This is a genomic window from Sphingobacterium cellulitidis, from assembly GCF_043187465.1.
In the GTDB taxonomy this organism is placed as follows: Bacteria; Bacteroidota; Bacteroidia; order Sphingobacteriales; family Sphingobacteriaceae; genus Sphingobacterium; species Sphingobacterium cellulitidis.
In genome coordinates this window covers 4,176,838-4,194,401 of record NZ_CP171136.1, presented here as the reverse complement: position 1 = coordinate 4,194,401, position 17,564 = coordinate 4,176,838, and the positions used below count along the sequence as shown (strand labels likewise).

Genomic DNA, 17,564 nt, shown 5'->3' with positions numbered 1-17,564 from the left:
CAATCAATAAGAACAAAATATTATGAAAGGAATAATTTTAGCTGGAGGATCAGGCACTAGGCTCCATCCACTGACACAGGTCGTTTCCAAACAATTGCTTCCAGTATATGACAAACCTATGATATATTATCCATTATCGGTATTGATGTTATCAGGAATTCGTGAAGTTTTAATTATTTCTACACCTCAAGATCTTCCAAACTTCCAAAGGTTATTTGGTAATGGCGAACAATTGGGCATATCGATAATTTATGCAGAGCAACCCTCACCAGATGGATTAGCTCAAGCATTTATTATTGGTGAAGAATTTATTGGGGATGATGATGTTTGTTTGATTCTAGGGGATAATATTTTTTACGGTGCTGGTTTACAACAGCAACTTCTTGATGCCAGAAGGAAAGTTGAAGAGGATAAACAAGCCGTTGTTTTCGGTTATTATGTGGATGATCCAGAGCGATATGGAGTTGCCGCGTTTGATGAGTCAGGTAAGGTTTATGATATAGAGGAGAAGCCAAAAAATCCGAAATCTAATTATGCCATTGTAGGGTTGTATTATTATCCAAATTCGGTTATACAGATAGCAAAAAATGTAAAACCTTCGAATCGGGGAGAATTAGAAATAACCACTGTGAATCAGGAGTATTTAAATAAAGATATCCTTCAGTTACAATTGTTGGGAAGGGGGTTTGCCTGGTTGGATACGGGGACACATGAGTCTTTATCTGAAGCCACTGAATTTATTAAGACGATTGAAAAAAGAACTTCTTTAAAGGTTGCTTGTTTGGAAGAGATTGCATTGTCGAAAGGTTATATTCAAAAGGCCGATTTATACGATCGGGTTAAAGATTTGAAGGGGGTTTACTTTGAGTATTTGAAGAAAATAAGTAGTTAATGAATAATTAAATAAATATTTACAAGTGACTTCAGGGAGTTGAGGAATAAAGTGTTTCTGAACTGGATTTTTTGAATGTTTGAATGCTTCGACAACCACTGAAGCGATTGTATATTTAAATAATTATGTTTTTACTAGTTACGCCAACCATTTATTAATACTAAACGAGTTAACCTAATTCTAGTCTATGGGATATGATTAATAAATTGGGTTAATCCATCAGCTTTTTGGAAGTATATCCTAATTGAAAATTTTTAAAATTTATAGGTTATTAGTTGAAGGGTTTTATTAGATTGAATATTTCTAAACTTATTTAATAAATGCGAAGCTTGGGAATTGAATTATCGTTCCATAAACAAACCCCTATATTTAATTTCCATGTTCAACTTAATTCACCAAAGACTTTGTAAATTTCTGGTAATAATTTTGATTCATGTTTGTCTTTGAGGGCATTTATGGAGAGGTTCTTTAATTATGTCAATTTTTCCTGTAATTTAGGAACATATTATCATGCCAAACAATTTGACCTTAACCGCAATATCGATCCTTTTGGTTCTAAGCTCTTTGTTCAATCAATTAATGGGTCAAAATCAAAAGGAAAATTCTCTCTTAGAATTAGAGAGGATATTAAAAATTGATGTAAATTTTCAAAGGGATACCTTAGCATTAATTCGAAGGTTAGATTCTGTAAAAAAAATTGCTGATGAACGCCGTAGCATCCCCTTAAAATGGGCGTATTATATGCTAATGGCAGATGGTTTCTCTATTGCCTTTGACAATGTCAATATTCGGAGCAATTTTTATTTCCAACAGGCTCATAATTTGGTTTCCATGGGCCATGATCAAGATTTATTTCAGGTTGGATTGATTAGACAAGGTTATTATTACTTTGTTTATCGCAAAATTCGTGAAGCGTTTCCATATTTTCTTCAAGCAGATGATTTAAGACCATCAATCAATCTTAATAAAATCCCAAGACTGACTTTGCATTATGGTTTTATAGCGAGATTTTACAGTTATATTGGGGATCAAAAAAAAGCAATCGAGTTTTTAGAGCTTGTTTTGCCTTTTACTGAACCCTTGAGCCGCAATCGAATAGATATGGTTAATGCATTGGGTGTTTATTCTAAAAAAGATTCCTCATACTCAAAGGCTACTGATTATTTTAATAAAGCTCTACATATTGCAGGATTGGCCAGGGATTCTGTATGGATAGGCATTATCTCGGGGAATTTGGCTGATCTTTATTGGAAAGAAGGTAGAAGATCACATGCCATTGATTTAGTAAAGAAAAATATTGAGTATTCACTAAAATTTAATGAATCATTAGATGCTATGCGGGCCAATTTAGCGCTAGCAAGGATGTATATAGAAGAAGATGACTTAATAGAAGCAGAAAACTATGTCAATGAGGCTATTAAATTAATGGAAAATAAACCTTATTTCCTTGAATATCAAGTTGAGGCATGTTTAATGTTGGCTAAGGTTGCTAAAGGCAAAGGAGACTTCAATAAAGAACTAGATTACCTTCGTACTCACTTAGTTTTGAAGGATAGTTTGGATAAGAATGATGATTATGAGAAGTTACATCGAGCATCGTGGAAATGGGAAACAGAGAAATATCATAAGAACCTTGAAAATTATGAGCTTAAAAGAAAGCAAACAAACCAATCTTATATTTATTTTGTAATCTTCTTTGTTTTATTTTTTCTCATTATTATTTTATTAGTAAACCGTTCGAAGAACAAGATACTGTTTAAGAATGCCGAATTAGAGAAGGATCAATTGGAACTCTCATATGAAAAACAAATGTTGGATAGAGAACTGCTCATTCTAAATAATTCATTAGAGGATTTCACCGCTACTATTAAACAAAATGATTTGACCATCCAGCGATTACGTAATGAAGTGATGTATAATCTGGATCACTTTCCAGACCGTCAAGAGGAGGTTAATGATCGTTTGAATAAAATGCTCGAAAATCATGTAATGACCGAAGAGCGTTGGGTAAAATTTAGCAATATATTTGAGCGAGTTTATCCAGGCTATGTAGACACCCAAAAAGAATTGTACCCTAGGTTAACAGAAAATGATTGTCGCCTACTGTCTTTAATGAAGTTGGGATTAAATAATAGAAGTATAGCTGAACTAATGGGCATTTCCCTTGAAGGTGTGAAAAAAGCTAAACAAAGGTTAAAGAAGAAATTAGAGTAAACAGACAACTTATTTATGGGAATTTGTTTTAGCTTGATAAGAATAAGTTAAGAATAAGGTATTCGAAAATCATTAACTCAAATGGCAGCTAATAACTCATAAAACTTTTAATAATAATAAGGAGTTTTATTAAATTAAAGCATGGTTAATAATTTGTTAACGAAGTTTCTTTGTTAATAATAAAAATGTTGAGTACTTTTGTTGCTCACTTTTGTTGTTATGTTGGATTCATTGATTACATCCAAAACCCGGTTAAAGTTGTTGATCAAGTTTTTTGTAAACTCGAACAACAAGGGGTATTTGAGAGGTATCGCTGAAGAGTTTAATGAATCTACTAATTCTATCCGAAAAGAATTGAACCAGTTGTCTGAAGCTGGTTACTTAATAAAATTTCAAAATAACAACAAAATTTATTATAGCGCTAACGTAAATCATCCGCTTTTTCAAAGTTTACAAAACTTAGTCCGTACTTTTTTGGGAATCGATCAAGCTGTTGATCATGTTCTTTCCCGAACTGGCGATGTGGATCAAGTGGTTTTATTGGGAGACTATGCTAAGGGCATAGATTCTGGAGTTATAGAGATCTTAATAATTGGCAATACTATTGATTCGGCATATTTATTGCAACTAAGCGGGAAAACCGAGAAGTTGCTTGGAAAAAGGATTAAGATATACCTTGAAAAGCCTAAGGAAGTGAATGGGCAGATTATTTTATATCAAAAAGAAAATTGAAAATTGTAAATTGGTGTTAAGCCAATTATTACTCGGTAAATCAAAATGGATATCACAAAGATTGCATGTATTGGAGCGGGATATGTTGGAGGGCCGACCATGTCTGTTATTGCTCAGAAAAATCCACATATTCAAGTTACTGTCGTAGATTTAAATGCTTCAAGGATAGAGGCTTGGAATTCAGATAATATTGATGAGCTACCAGTTTATGAGCCAGGCTTGGATGCCGTTGTTTCTGAGGCCAGAGGTAGGAACCTATTTTTTTCAACCGAAGTTGAAAAAGCTATCTCTGAGGCGGATATGGTCTTTATCTCTGTAAATACGCCGACCAAAACATATGGAAAAGGAAAAGGACAGGCTGCAGATTTGAAGTTTATTGAGTTATGTGCTCGTCAAATTGCAGATGTGGCAACCTCCTCGAAGATCATTGTTGAGAAATCCACAATTCCAGTAAGAACAGCTGCTACTATTAAAAGCATATTGGATCATACTGGTAAAGGGGTTCAATTCCATGTTTTATCCAATCCAGAATTTTTAGCAGAAGGAACGGCAATTGCTGATTTACATGATCCAGATCGGATATTGATTGGCGGTGAAGATCCAGAGGCCATAAATGCGTTGAAGTCTATTTATGAGGCATGGGTTCCTTCGGAGCGTATCATAAGTACAAATTTATGGTCCTCGGAACTTTCTAAACTAGTTGCCAATGCATTTTTAGCACAGCGTGTCTCCTCGATAAATTCGATTTCTGAATTATGTGAAGTAACAGGAGCGAACGTGGATGAGGTGGCACATGCGATTGGACAAGATTCAAGGATAGGTTCCAAGTTTCTAAAAGCATCTGTAGGATTTGGGGGATCATGTTTTCAAAAGGATTTACTAAATCTTGTATATATAGCTCGTTCCTATAATTTGAATGAGGTCGCAGATTACTGGCAGCAGGTGATTTTAATTAATGATCATCAAAAGACCCGATTTGCTGAAAAGATCATCCGATCGATGTATAATACGGTTAATGGCAAGAAAATTGCTTTCATGGGATGGGCATTTAAGAAAAATACAAATGACACCAGAGAATCAGCCGCCATATACGTCGCAGACCATTTGCTTGATGAACAAGCACAAGTTGAAGTTTATGATCCAAAAGTACAAGAGAATCAAATCTTTAAGGATTTGGATTGCCTTGCTACAAGGACTGCAAATGAAAACAAGGGGCTACTAAGTGTTGTTGATAATCCATATGAAGCCGCAAAAGATGCACATGGACTAGCCATACTAACTGAATGGGATGAGTTCAAGGATTTAGATTGGAAAAGAATCAAAGACTCTATGAAAAAGCCAGCGTTTGTGTTTGATGGTAGAAAGCTTTTGGATAGGAAAAAGATCGAGGATCTTGGTTTTATATATTATGCCATAGGGGAATAAGATTAAATTATTATTCATATATGAAAGAGAAAAATAAAGAGGTAAAAGAATTGAAACATCAGGATTATAATCCTGGACCTCGAATTGGTATAACATTTTCAACCTTTGACCTACTACATGCCGGACATATCATGATGTTGGCGGAAGCTAAGCGTCAATGTGACTATTTAATCTGTGGACTTCAGATGGATCCTACCTTGGATCGTCCTGAAAAAAATGCGCCAACTCAAACGGTGGTTGAAAGATATATACAGTTGAGGGGTTGTGTGTCTGTAGATGAGATCGTCCCTTATTCAACAGAACAAGACCTGGAAGATATTTTAAGATCTTTTAAGCTTGATGTAAGAATTGTGGGTGATGAGTATAAAGATAGGGATTTTACAGGAAGAAAATATTGTGAGGAGAAGGGGATTGAGCTATATTTTAATAGTAGAGATCATCGTTTTTCAAGCTCTGGTTTGAGAAAGATAGTGGCGGAAAAGGAGAATCTAAAGAATAGTAAATAAAATCATCAATAAATAAAATGAGTAAAATATTAATTACAGGTGGAGCGGGTTTTATTGGCTCTAATTTAACAGAGTATTTTTTGGGTAAAGGTCATCAAGTGGTAGTTCTTGATAATTTTGCTACTGGTCACCGATATAATCTTGCTCAGCATGAGGGTAATTCTGACTTTACACTAATTGAGGGTGATATTAGGAATACCTATGATTGTGAAAAGGCAGTTCAAGGTGTCGATTATGTTTTACATCAAGCTGCACTTGGGTCAGTACCTAGGTCAATCAAAGATCCGCAGACTTCCAATGAGGTAAATGTTTCGGGTTTTTTAAATATGTTAGTTGCTGCTAGAGATGCAAATGTTAAACGTTTTATTTATGCGGCTTCTTCATCGACTTATGGTGATTCTGAAAGTTTGCCTAAAGTAGAAGATAGAATCGGTAAACCTTTATCACCTTATGCAATTACCAAGTATGTTAACGAATTATATGCTGAGATATTTTCTAAAACCTATGGGATGGAAACCATTGGGTTGAGATATTTTAATGTATTTGGAAGAAGACAAGATCCTAATGGAGCATACGCTGCTGTAATTCCATTGTTTGTAAAGAAATTTATGAACCATGAGAGTCCTGTGATTAATGGAACTGGGGATTATTCAAGGGATTTCACCTACGTTGATAATGTGATTCAAATGAATGAAAGAGCAATGTTGACTGATAATCCAGAGGCAATTAATACCGTTTACAATACAGCTGTCGGCGATAGGACAACATTGAATCAGTTGGTTGGTTATTTAAAAGAATTTTTAACAGAATATGATTCGGAGATTGCGAATGTTGAAGTAGTACATGGTCCAAACAGACAAGGTGATATTCCACATTCTCTTGCATCTGTGGATAAAGCTAAAAGATTGCTAGGTTATGAGCCGAGCCATGTGATCAAAGAAGGTTTAAAAGAAGCATCCAAGTGGTATTGGGATAATTTAAAATAATTTATTCAAATTATGAGGAGTTATCCATCGTATTCAGATGCATGGAAGTATATAGAAAGTGATTTCATAAGGTATGGGTATAAGGAATCATTTATAAAAATACTTATATACGCAATTTTGGCAATTAATCATTGTTTTTCATATACCTTTTGGTTCAGATTAGGAAAGGTGAAGGGTTTGTTTTATCCAATAGCTAAATTCATGCATTGGCGCTTATCAAGGAAATATGGAATTCAAATTCCATTAACAACAAGTATTGGTTATGGCTTTTATATTGGCCATGGGGTTGGAGTTATAATCAATCCTACCACCAAAATTGGCAACAATGTTAATATTAGTCAATTTACAACGATAGGAGCACATGGTTTAGCAGCGCAAATTGGCAATAATGTTTATATAGGTCCATCAGTTAGTATAGTTAATAATGTACTAATTGGGAATAATGTTTCCATAGGTGCTGGAGCAGTTGTCATAAAAGATATCCCTGATGAAGCGACTGTTGCTGGAGTTCCGGCTAAAATATTAAATTATAATAATCCTGGTAAGTTTATAAATAATAAATATAAAGATTAAATGAAAGATAATAATAAAATTGCGGTAATTGGATTAGGTTATGTCGGATTACCTTTAGCAAGATTATTTGCTACAAAATATCCTGTATTGGGATTTGATATCAATCAAAAAAGAATTGATGAATTAAGAAGTGGAAAGGATTTAACATTAGAAGTTGAAGATGATGTTCTACAAAGTGTTTTAGTTTCTGAAAATCCATTTAATCAGGTAGGGGCTACGGGTTTATTTTGTTCTAATAAATTAACAGATATTGAAAACGCCAATTTTTATGTAGTTACAGTACCAACTCCAGTAGATAAGAATAACAGACCGGATTTAACTCCTTTATATAAAGCGTCTGAAACTGTAGGTAAGGTTTTAAAGAAAGGTGATATAGTTGTTTACGAATCAACAGTATACCCAGGGGTAACTGAAGAAGAATGTATCCCTGTTTTAGAAAAAGTTTCTGGGTTAAAATTTAATGTAGATTTCTTTGCTGGGTATTCACCTGAGCGAATTAATCCAGGAGATAAACAACATACTGTTGAGAAAATCCTTAAAGTAACTTCAGGATCCACCCCAGAAATTGGACAGGAGGTTGATGCAATTTATAAATCAGTAATAACAGCTGGAACACATTTAGCACCGGCGATAAAAGTTGCAGAAGCTGCAAAAGTTATAGAAAATTCTCAACGAGATATTAATATTGCTTTTGTCAATGAACTGGCAAAGATATTTAATATTCTTGAAATTGACACTCATGCTGTTTTAGAAGCAGCTGGTACCAAATGGAATTTTCTTCCATTTAAACCTGGATTAGTAGGTGGTCACTGTATTGGTGTAGATCCATATTATTTAGCACAGAAAGCTCAGGAACATGGATATCACCCTGAGATTATTTTGGCGGGTAGACGTTTAAATGATTCGATGGGTGAATATGTAGCATCGCAAGTGGTGAAAACTATGATCAAAAAAGGAATTAATGTAAATGGATCAGAAGTATTAATGTTAGGGATTACGTTTAAAGAGAATTGCCCAGATGTAAGAAACACAAAAATAGTAGATGTTATCAGGTCTTTAGAAGATTATGGAGTAAGAGTCTCTAACTACGATCCTTGGGCAAATCCAGAAGAAGTAAAACATGAGTATGGCATTGAGTCTACCACCTCCCTTCCTGATAAACAATTTGATGCAATTGTTTTAGGTGTTGCTCATAAAGAGTTTTTAAATATTGATTTTGAAAATCTAAAAAAAGATAAATCGATAATTTATGATGTTAAAGGAATATTAATGGAAAAGGCGGATAACAATTTATAGTTTTACTCCATTTATTTTTATAATTTCAAATGAGTTTTATTAAACAAGCTAAAGATGGTTTAGTCTGGACTTTTCTACAGCAGTTTAGCATACAATTAATTAATTTTTTAGTTCAAATTGTTCTAGCTAGATTATTGTTGCCATCAGATTTTGGCTTAATTGCTATGATTGCCGTCTTTATTGCTATTGGTCAAAGTTTAAGTGATAGCGGGATGACTTCTTCGTTAATACGAAATAATGAGAATACTGAAAGGGATTATGGAACAGTTTTCATAACTAACTTAATAATCAGTATTTTTCTTTACGTTGTCGTATTCTTACTTGCTCCATATATTTCAGATTTTTATAATGAACCACAATTAAGTGATCTATTAAGGGTTTTCTCTATTGTATTTATTATTTCTTCATTTACTGCTGTTCAAATTGCAAAATTTTCAAAAGAACTAGATTTTAAAAGCCAATTTACATTCCAATTACCCTCTGTCGTTATTGGTGCATTTGCGGGAATTTCAATGGCTTTTCAAGGTTATGGAGTTTGGAGTATAATCGGGTTAAATATAATTCAAAATTTAAGTTTTGCGCTGGTATTATGGACCTTTTATAGATGGAGACCTCGTTTTATTTTTGATAAAACAAGATTTTTTTATCATTTTGATTACGGATATAAATTAACAATTTCTGGATTAATCAACACTGTTTATTCTAATTTGTATAAAATTATTATTGGTAAAAAATTCTCTTCAGCTAATGTAGGTTTTTTTAGTCAAGCGGACAGTCTGCGTTTGTTTCCTGTAAATCAACTTTCGACTGTGCTAAATAAAGTTTCTTTCCCATTGTTTGCTAGTATTAGTGAAGATAATAAAAGGTTAAAAGAAGCTTATATATCCTTATTAAGACTTGTTTTGACAATTACAGCAGGAATGATGTTAGTATTTGTATTAGTTGCAAACCCACTTTTTTCATTGGTTTTTGGTGATAAATGGTTGCCTTCCGTTCCTTATTTTAAGATTCTTTGTATTGCTTCGATTTTTTTGCCTATAGGTACTTACAATTTAAATATTCTTAAAGTGAAAGGAAGGAGTGATTTATTTCTAAAAGTTGAGGTTATTAAAAAAATCATTGGTATTATTTCTTTAATAGTTTGTATACCTTTTGGAATCAAGGCAATAGTTTGGTCTTTATGTTTGACCAATATTTTCTTTGCTTTTTTGAATGGTCATTTTAGTGGAAAAGTTATTGATTATCCAGTTATATCTCAGATAATTAGCAGTTTTAAGATAATTATTTTTGCGTTAATTCCTTTTGCATTTACTTATTATTTATCAGTTATATTCGAATTCTATAGATTTAATCTTTATTATCAAATCTTGATACAAGTTTTTTTATTCCTAGGGTTATATGTCCCCTTGTTATTAATGTGGAATAAACCATTGTTAAGAGATATTAAATTATTTTTAAAAAAATGACCAAAACAGATATTTTATTTACCGGGTTTTATGGACAATTAAACACAGGCGATGATGCATTTGTTGAAGTTGCATCATGGGGGGCTGAAAAATATTGGAATAAATTTAATAATCGATTTTTAGCATTATCATCTAAACTCCCAAAAACAATAACCCCAGTTAAAGGGTATCCTTTTAATTTAGCGAAAACTTATAATTTCCAGAAAAGAATTCTTTTGAGAAATACGTCATTTCTAATTTCAGCAGGTGGGTCAACCATCCATAGCAAACTTACAGATACTAACCCCAAAAAAATAGCTTTGGATCTAAAAAAGGCTAATCATGATATTAAAATTGGAGCTATTGGTGTTTCTGTTGGTCCTTTTCATTCGTTAGAGGACGAAAAAGAGGTTAATAATTATTTAAGAAATATTGATTTTATTGCATTAAGAGATCAAAGGTCATTTGAGTATGTTTCAAGTTTGGATTTACCATATAATCCAATTAATGCGTTCGATTTAGCAGCACTTTTGCCTGAAATATACAATTTGAATCCCAATAATTTAAAATCCCGAAAAGTTATTGGAATTAGTGTTTGTCCATATGAGTCTATTATAGGAGGTGACGTAGGTAATGAAAATAGAAGGAATAATAAAATTATTGATCTAATTTCCAAATTAGATAAACTAGGAGATTTTGAATTCAAATTTTTTATAATAAATGGAAATACTAGGATTGGCGATATGGAAATTACTAAAAAAATTATTAGTTCTTCAAATCCTAAAAATTTTGAAATCTATCCATATAATAATAATACAAAAGTTGTTTGGGAAAACATAAATGCTTGTGACGTTATGTTTTCTACCAGATTACATGGAGCAATATTTGCATGTTTTGGTAAAACACCTTTTATGTTGGTTGAATATCATAAAAAGTGTTCTGATTTTTTGGAAGATATTGGATATGATATAAATGCTAGAATTTTCGACTGTGAATTCGACGTGAATTTAAAGGCAGAATTAATTTATAATTGGTGTATGAATTATAACACATATAAAGTCCCAAAATATTTAGAATTAAAAGTTCATCAATCACGATTAAATTTTACTGAAATTAATTTCTAATTTTTTATGTTTTCAATAGTAATTCCATTATATAATAAAGGTGTCAGTATTATAGAAACAATTGATTCCGTTTTAAATCAAACTTTTAGAGATTTTGAATTAGTAGTTGTTAATGACGGGTCTACCGATAATAGTCTAGAGGTAGTTAAATCTTTTCGTGATTCAAGAATAAGAATTGTTAATAAATCAAATGAAGGAGTTTCCTCGACGAGAAATCGCGGTATTAGGGAGTCTAAGTATGAATGGATTGCTTTCTTGGATGCAGATGATTTATGGGAACCTAACCATTTGGAGACTATTTATAAAATGATTTTAGAATATCCATCGGATTGTGTGTTTGCTACATCATTTTTGTTTTCTGATAAAAGAAAAGTGTATGGAGGGGAAGTTTTTGATAATGAGGTGGTTAAAATTGACAAGTATTTTGACCGAGCTCTTAAAGGACCTGTAATTTGGACGGGCATAGTTGTAGTTCATAAAAGTGTTTTTGATAGTGTTGGTGTTTTCAATCCTAATTTAAGCAGAGGTGAAGATTTAGATGTTTGGGCAAGAATAGGCAAAAATTATTCTATAATTAAATCTAGAAAAATTACAGCTTGTTATAGAGTGGCAACTGAGAATAAACTTACAAATAGCAGATCTCCATTAGAAAAAAGTATTGTTTCAGTGATTGATTTAAAGGGAAAATTAGGTGCAGAAAAGCAATATTATAAGGTAATTATTCTTGATAGGTTAAAGCAAAGTATTAAACTTGGTGATTATGCTGAAAGCTTTAGAATATTATTAAAACACAATTTCCGATTAATCTAAAAAAAAATCAAATAAATAATGATGAAATTTATTTCTTTTTTGCACAAGAATGTATACAATTATAGTCTTTCTAAAAAGACAAAACAACTTAAATTGATTGATTATTCCAATAAAACAAATGTTTTGGAATATCAAAAATCTAAATTATTTCATATTGTAGAATTAGCTCAAAAAAGCATTCCTTATTATAGGAATAGTAAAAAAATTTCTGATTTAAATTTTTCCTATGGAGAGTTTCAGAAAATTCCACTGTTAACAAAAGATATAATTAGAGAGGAAGGTTCAAGCTTAATAAACACTTCCTACTCAAAGAAAAATCAGGTCTTTTTAAATACAAGTGGAGGTTCAACTGGAGAGCCCGTTTCCTTTTATCAAACGATTAATCAGGTTAAAGCAGGATTAGCAAATTATTATTATGGACTAAGCTTAAATCATGTAAATATCTATGAAAAATCAGTAGATCTTTGGGGGGCCCAAAGAGACATGTATAATTCTGGTTCAAAGTTTAATATCAAGGATTTTTTACATAACAAGGTGAGTCTAAACACCTTTGTGCTTAGTGATGAGATAATTTCAGATTACATAACCCGTATGAATAATATTAAACCTCATTTTATAAAAGCATATGTTCATTCCATTTTTGAAATTTCAAAATATATTATAGCAAATAATATTGAAATTAAATTTAAACCAATTATTCACTGTACAACTGGTCCTCTTTACCCTGAAATGAAAAAGCTTATTAAAAAAGCTTTTAATGAAGCACATGTTTATAACTTTTATGGATCAAGGGAAGTTTCAGCAATTGCTTCTGAATTAGCAGATGCATCAGGATTGTTAGTTTTTTTTGATAATGTCTTTCTTGAAATATTAAATGAAGATGGAACACAAGTGCAATATGGTGAAGAAGGTGAGGTTGTTGTTACCACCTTGAATAATTTCTATATGCCATTATTGAGGTATAAAATTGGTGACCGTGCAGTTAAAGGTGATGATCTGGAATTCGGAACCTTAAATTTAATGCAAGTTACCGGAAGAACTCTTGGTGTAATACATAAAAATGATGGAACAAAAATTGATGGACAATTTTTTACTTCCCTTTTTTTTAACAAAAATACTATTAAGGGCTTTCAAATGGTCCAAAAATCAATCTCACTAATAGAGTTGAAGATAGTAAAGACTATTAATTTTAATCAAGATGAACTTAATGAAGTAGTTTCTTTAATTAAAGATAACCTTCCTAATTGTGATGTCGATGTAGTTTTTGTTGAGAAAATAGATTTGTCATCAACAGGAAAATTAATGTATGTTTATTCAGAATTAAGTTAGGATTATTTATGTATTGGTTCAGTCTATTAACAATAATGCATTTGGGCTTATCCAAATTGAAAAGTAAATGGCTTTTTCTAATAAGCTTTATTCTTTTGTTTATTTTATCCGCTTATAGGGACTTTGCAGTTGGTACAGATACTTTGAATTATCAAGTGCAGTTTCAAGTTGTTGAATCTGGACAAAACTTAAAGATTGAACCATTATGGCATTATTTAATAAAATTAATAGTTTTATTAAATGGTGATTTTAGAAGCTTATTAATAGTTTCTTCTCTTTTGACATTATTGCCTATCTTTTTTGTTGTACTCAAGGTTAATAAATTGCCAATTTTTTCAATTTTTTTATATATTACACTCTATTATTATTTTTATTCTTTTAACATAGTTAGACAATCTATTGCAATGTCTTGGGTTTTATTGGCGCTTTATTTTTTGGCTGATAAAAACACAATAAAATTTCTTTTATTTGCTTCTATTGCTGGTTTGTTTCATTATTCTGCGTTTATTATATTACCAGCTGTAATAGTTTTAAATAGGTTTTTTAAACTAATCAACCCAACTTTAGTCATATTTAGTAGCTTCTTCATCGGTTTGTTTCTCTCAAATATATTATTGGAAAGATTTACTAGTGTGTTTTACTCAGATTATACTGGTGTTGGAGAATTAAACTTTTTAGGGAATATGTTGTATTTACTTTTGTTAAATACAATATTTTTTATGGTGTCTAATTTTATTAAAGAGAAAGATGCATGGTTTCAATATTTTTATTTATTCGTTATCTTCGCGAACTTACTTTCGAGGGTTCCATATGGAGGCAGGTTAGTTATGTTTTTAGGTATTACGCAGATAATCTTTTTGCCCTTTTTAATTTCAAATAATAAGTTAGAACCAAAGAATAATTCATTAGTTGTATTGTTTATAATACTATATTCTTACATTAATTATTTTATGTTATTAGGAGCGGGGGAAATATTCCCTTATTCTAACGAAATTCTTTAGATATGAAAAAGAAACTTATTATTATTATTTCCTTTCTGTTGTTAATTTATGATGGATTTTCTCAAAGTTTTAAATATAGAATTGTTCCATCTTATTATCGTAATAAGATTACCAATTCTGTAAATTATAATTTCTCCGAGAATTCAATTGATTTAACTAATTATTTACCTAAGGGATATGTTAAAGATGGAACCAAAGATTACACAATTTATTTGCAAAAAGGTCTTGACGAAAATAGAAATATCGTTTTTCCAAACTTTCCCGTTTTAATAAATGACTCTGGCTTGAATTTATCAAGTAATTCTAATATTTATTTCGATAAAATGAGCAAACTAATACTTAAGCCTTCTTCCAAAGGATCCTATCAAATGTTAAGAGTATTTGGTAAATCAAATGTAAATATAATAAATCCAACATTGATAGGGGATAGAGATTATCATAAAGGGAATTCGGGAGAATGGGGTATGGGAATATCAATATCAGGCTCCTCAAATATTACAATTTCGGGAGCTAATATCTCCAAATGTTGGGGTGATGGAATTTATATTGGTCACAGAAATGTTTCAAGTAGAAATCTAATAGTATCAAATTCAATAATAGATAACAATCGGAGGAATGGAATTTCAGTTATTAGTGTAAGTGGTCTTCACGTTTCCAATCTTGTAATTTCCAATACAAACGGAACTAACCCAAATTCCGGATTTGTAATTGAACCCAATGGAGTTGAAAATGTCATTGAAAATGTGGTTGTGGAAAATCTTTACACATTTAATAATAAAATAAATGGGGTTTTTGTTCATTTAAATAAATTAATTTCCGAAGAGGGCAAAATAACTTCAATTTCCTTTTATGATAGTGAAGATAATTTTTCAAATACTCCAATAAGGGTAACCTCATCATATAAAGGTAAATCAAATAAAATGAAACCCATAAAAGGAGAGGTTAAATTTCAAAATTTTAAATCTAAAAATAATAAGGGTAAATCAGTTTTTAACAAATCTGAATATGCTCCAAGCTATATTATTAATTAAATAATTCAAAATCTTTTTATTTAATACTATTGGATGAAGGTTTTATTCGTAACACCCTCTTTTTCAAAAGGAGGAGCAGAAAAGAATACGTTAAATATTATTAACTCATTAAATGAAGAATTTGAAGTTCATTTATGCGTCAGTATAGGAAATGCAGAATATTCAAGGTTAATAAATAAAAATATTCAATTAACATTGATAAAAAAACGGAGTGTTTCATCTAGTATAATGGAAATATTTCAAAATATACTTAGAAATAAGCCTGAAATAGTTTTCTCTAGTGCACTTCATATTGCCATTCCAATTTTGGCATTTAAATGGCTATTTAGACTCAAATTTTTCAGTATTGTTAGAGTGCCTTCATTACCAAGTAATCAGTTAGAAAAAAAGGGTTTAAAAAATACTGTTTTACTAAAACTAATAAAATTACTTTTAAGAACAGCCGATAAGGTTATTGCCCAATCTGCCGAAATGCGAGATGAGATAATTACATATTATAACCTAAAACCTATTAAAGTAAAAGTAATAAGTAATATTGTTGATTCGGTGACTATTAATAACTTGGCTAAAGAGGAAGTTATCTTGAGTAAGAATAGAATAAAGTTTGTTGCTGCAGGTTCTTTATATAGTGCTAAAGGCTTTGATATTCTTATTAAAGCATTTTCTATTTTTATAAAGAAACATTCTAATTCTGTTCTATATATTTTAGGCGATGAATCTGTGGAATTTGGTTATAGAGCAAAACTACTGGATTTGATTAATCAATTAGGAGTTCAAGAAGATATATTTTTATTAGGATTTCAGAATAATCCATATAAATTTTTTAACGCCTCTGATGTATTTATTCTAAGTTCTATTAAGGAAGGTTTTCCTAATGTAGTACTAGAAAATTTATTTTTAAAAAAGCCAGTCTTAGTTACAAATTGTGTCAATTTTACAAATATTATTAATGAGAATAACGGAATTATTATTGAAAAAGGGAGTGTAGAAGAAATGGTTAAAGGTTTAGAGAAAATAATCTGTTTAAATCCAAGTAAAACAAGAATTTCAAATTTTGATTTTAATAAATGGTTTAAAAAAATTGTAAATGAAAGTAGCCCTCGTAATCAATAATTTAAATTTTGGTGGTGCCGAAAAGCTTTTAGCTGAGAGTATTCCAGTTTATAAATTATTTAAAATTAAACCAAATGTAATATTGTTAAATGATACAGAAACTGAATTAACAGTAGAAGTTAAAAAGGAAACTGATTTAATTTCTTTGTCGAAAGGATCACCTTATAATCCTTTAATTATTTTTCAGTTAGTATCTGAGTTAAATAAATATGATTTAATTCATTTTCATTTATTTCCTACTTTATATTGGGTTGTAATTGCAAGCCTTTTTACTAAATCTCGAGTAAAGTTGGTTTATACTGAACATAGTACAGAGAATAAAAGAAGAAATAATATAATCCTTAAGTTTCTTGATAGATTGATTTATAAAAGAATTGATAAAATTATAACAATTTCAGAAGCAGTTGATGAAAAGCTTAAAAATCATCTTCATCTATCGAATGAGAAGTTTTCCTTGATTAAAAATGGAATAAATTTAAAAAAGTTCAATTCGGCGAAACCTTATAATAAATCAGTTTTCTTTACGGAGAAAGATACTATCCTTGTTCAAGTATCAAGTTTTAGGTATCCAAAAGATCAAAAAACCATTATTAAGGCACTTTCCAGTTTAGAAGAAAATATTTGTTTGTTATTAGTAGGTGAAGGACCGCTAAAGGAGGATTGTCGAAAATTAGTGGTTAATTTAAAACTTGATCATCGAGTAAAATTTCTTGGAATTAGAAATGACGTCCCGAATATCTTGAAAACCGCTGATATTATAATATTATCATCAGAATATGAAGGACTGTCCCTTTCAAGTATTGAGGGTATGTGCTTAAACAAACCATTTATTGCATCCTCCGTTCCTGGATTAAAAGAAGTTGTTGAAGGTGCTGGCCTATTGTTCCAATTTGGTAATGTTAATGAGTTAATTAGTCATATTAAATTAATATTGAATGATAAAATATTATATGCTAAAGTATCCGAACAATGTTTAAAAAGATCTAAAGAATTTGATATTAAAAAAATGGTTTATAATTATATTTTAGTTTATGAGGATTTATTTAAGAAAGGGAAGAAGTTATAATATGAATCTTAATACTTTAAA

Annotated in this window: 16 protein-coding genes; all 16 read left to right on the top strand. The window is 30.8% G+C overall.

The window, feature by feature from the left end; translation table 11 throughout:
* Positions 1–22 precede the first annotated feature (22 nt).
* The 16 genes from rfbA (at position 23) to ACF3OC_RS18195 (ending at position 17,543) form a co-directional block, all read left to right on the top strand.
* Entirely contained in the window at positions 23–892 is an 870-nt protein-coding gene (gene rfbA / locus ACF3OC_RS18270) for a glucose-1-phosphate thymidylyltransferase RfbA (RefSeq protein ID WP_392470351.1), read from the top strand.
* Positions 893–1,402: 510 nt separating this feature from the next.
* A complete protein-coding gene (locus ACF3OC_RS18265) occupies positions 1,403–3,106 on the top strand; it encodes a lipopolysaccharide assembly protein LapB (RefSeq protein ID WP_094257392.1) in 1,704 nt (567 codons plus the stop codon).
* A 219-nt stretch (positions 3,107–3,325) separates the two neighbouring features.
* On the top strand, positions 3,326–3,838 hold the full coding sequence (locus ACF3OC_RS18260; protein ID WP_392470350.1) for a winged helix-turn-helix domain-containing protein: 513 nt from the start codon (positions 3,326–3,328) through the stop codon (positions 3,836–3,838).
* Between the two features lie 45 nt (positions 3,839–3,883).
* A complete protein-coding gene (locus tag ACF3OC_RS18255) occupies positions 3,884–5,263 on the top strand; it encodes a nucleotide sugar dehydrogenase (RefSeq protein WP_392470348.1) in 1,380 nt (459 codons plus the stop codon).
* Positions 5,264–5,283: 20 nt separating this feature from the next.
* Positions 5,284–5,769: an adenylyltransferase/cytidyltransferase family protein gene (locus tag ACF3OC_RS18250; RefSeq protein WP_392470347.1), complete on the top strand. Its 486-nt coding sequence runs from the start codon at positions 5,284–5,286 to the stop codon at positions 5,767–5,769.
* A 17-nt stretch (positions 5,770–5,786) separates the two neighbouring features.
* Positions 5,787–6,755: an SDR family oxidoreductase gene (locus tag ACF3OC_RS18245; RefSeq protein ID WP_392470345.1), complete on the top strand. Its 969-nt coding sequence runs from the start codon at positions 5,787–5,789 to the stop codon at positions 6,753–6,755.
* 201 nt (positions 6,756–6,956) lie between these two features.
* Positions 6,957–7,328, top strand: a complete 372-nt coding sequence (locus ACF3OC_RS18240) for a serine O-acetyltransferase (protein WP_392470343.1) — start codon at positions 6,957–6,959, stop codon at positions 7,326–7,328.
* Positions 7,329–8,624, top strand: coding sequence for a nucleotide sugar dehydrogenase (locus ACF3OC_RS18235; RefSeq protein WP_392470340.1), 1,296 nt, complete (start codon positions 7,329–7,331; stop codon positions 8,622–8,624).
* Positions 8,625–8,653: 29 nt separating this feature from the next.
* On the top strand, positions 8,654–10,090 hold the full coding sequence (locus tag ACF3OC_RS18230; RefSeq protein ID WP_392470338.1) for a lipopolysaccharide biosynthesis protein: 1,437 nt from the start codon (positions 8,654–8,656) through the stop codon (positions 10,088–10,090).
* Positions 10,087–11,193: a polysaccharide pyruvyl transferase family protein gene (locus tag ACF3OC_RS18225; protein WP_392470335.1), complete on the top strand. Its 1,107-nt coding sequence runs from the start codon at positions 10,087–10,089 to the stop codon at positions 11,191–11,193. Before ACF3OC_RS18230 ends, ACF3OC_RS18225 begins: the two co-directional genes overlap by 4 nt.
* A gap of 6 nt (positions 11,194–11,199) precedes the next feature.
* The gene (locus tag ACF3OC_RS18220) at positions 11,200–12,003 is read left to right on the top strand and encodes a glycosyltransferase family 2 protein (protein WP_392470333.1); all 804 of its coding nucleotides are present in this window, start codon (positions 11,200–11,202) and stop codon (positions 12,001–12,003) included.
* 18 nt (positions 12,004–12,021) lie between these two features.
* Positions 12,022–13,332: a hypothetical protein gene (locus ACF3OC_RS18215; protein ID WP_392470331.1), complete on the top strand. Its 1,311-nt coding sequence runs from the start codon at positions 12,022–12,024 to the stop codon at positions 13,330–13,332.
* Positions 13,333–13,373: 41 nt separating this feature from the next.
* Entirely contained in the window at positions 13,374–14,333 is a 960-nt protein-coding gene (locus ACF3OC_RS18210; protein WP_392470330.1) for an EpsG family protein, read from the top strand.
* A 2-nt stretch (positions 14,334–14,335) separates the two neighbouring features.
* Positions 14,336–15,364 (top strand): right-handed parallel beta-helix repeat-containing protein, encoded by a 1,029-nt coding sequence (locus tag ACF3OC_RS18205; protein WP_392470328.1) that lies wholly within the window; start codon positions 14,336–14,338, stop codon positions 15,362–15,364.
* A gap of 33 nt (positions 15,365–15,397) precedes the next feature.
* Positions 15,398–16,477, top strand: a complete 1,080-nt coding sequence (locus ACF3OC_RS18200) for a glycosyltransferase (protein WP_392470326.1) — start codon at positions 15,398–15,400, stop codon at positions 16,475–16,477.
* A complete protein-coding gene (locus ACF3OC_RS18195) occupies positions 16,452–17,543 on the top strand; it encodes a glycosyltransferase (protein ID WP_392470324.1) in 1,092 nt (363 codons plus the stop codon). The genes ACF3OC_RS18200 and ACF3OC_RS18195 overlap by 26 nt, the downstream gene beginning before the upstream one ends.
* The last annotated feature ends 21 nt before the right edge of the window (positions 17,544–17,564 follow it).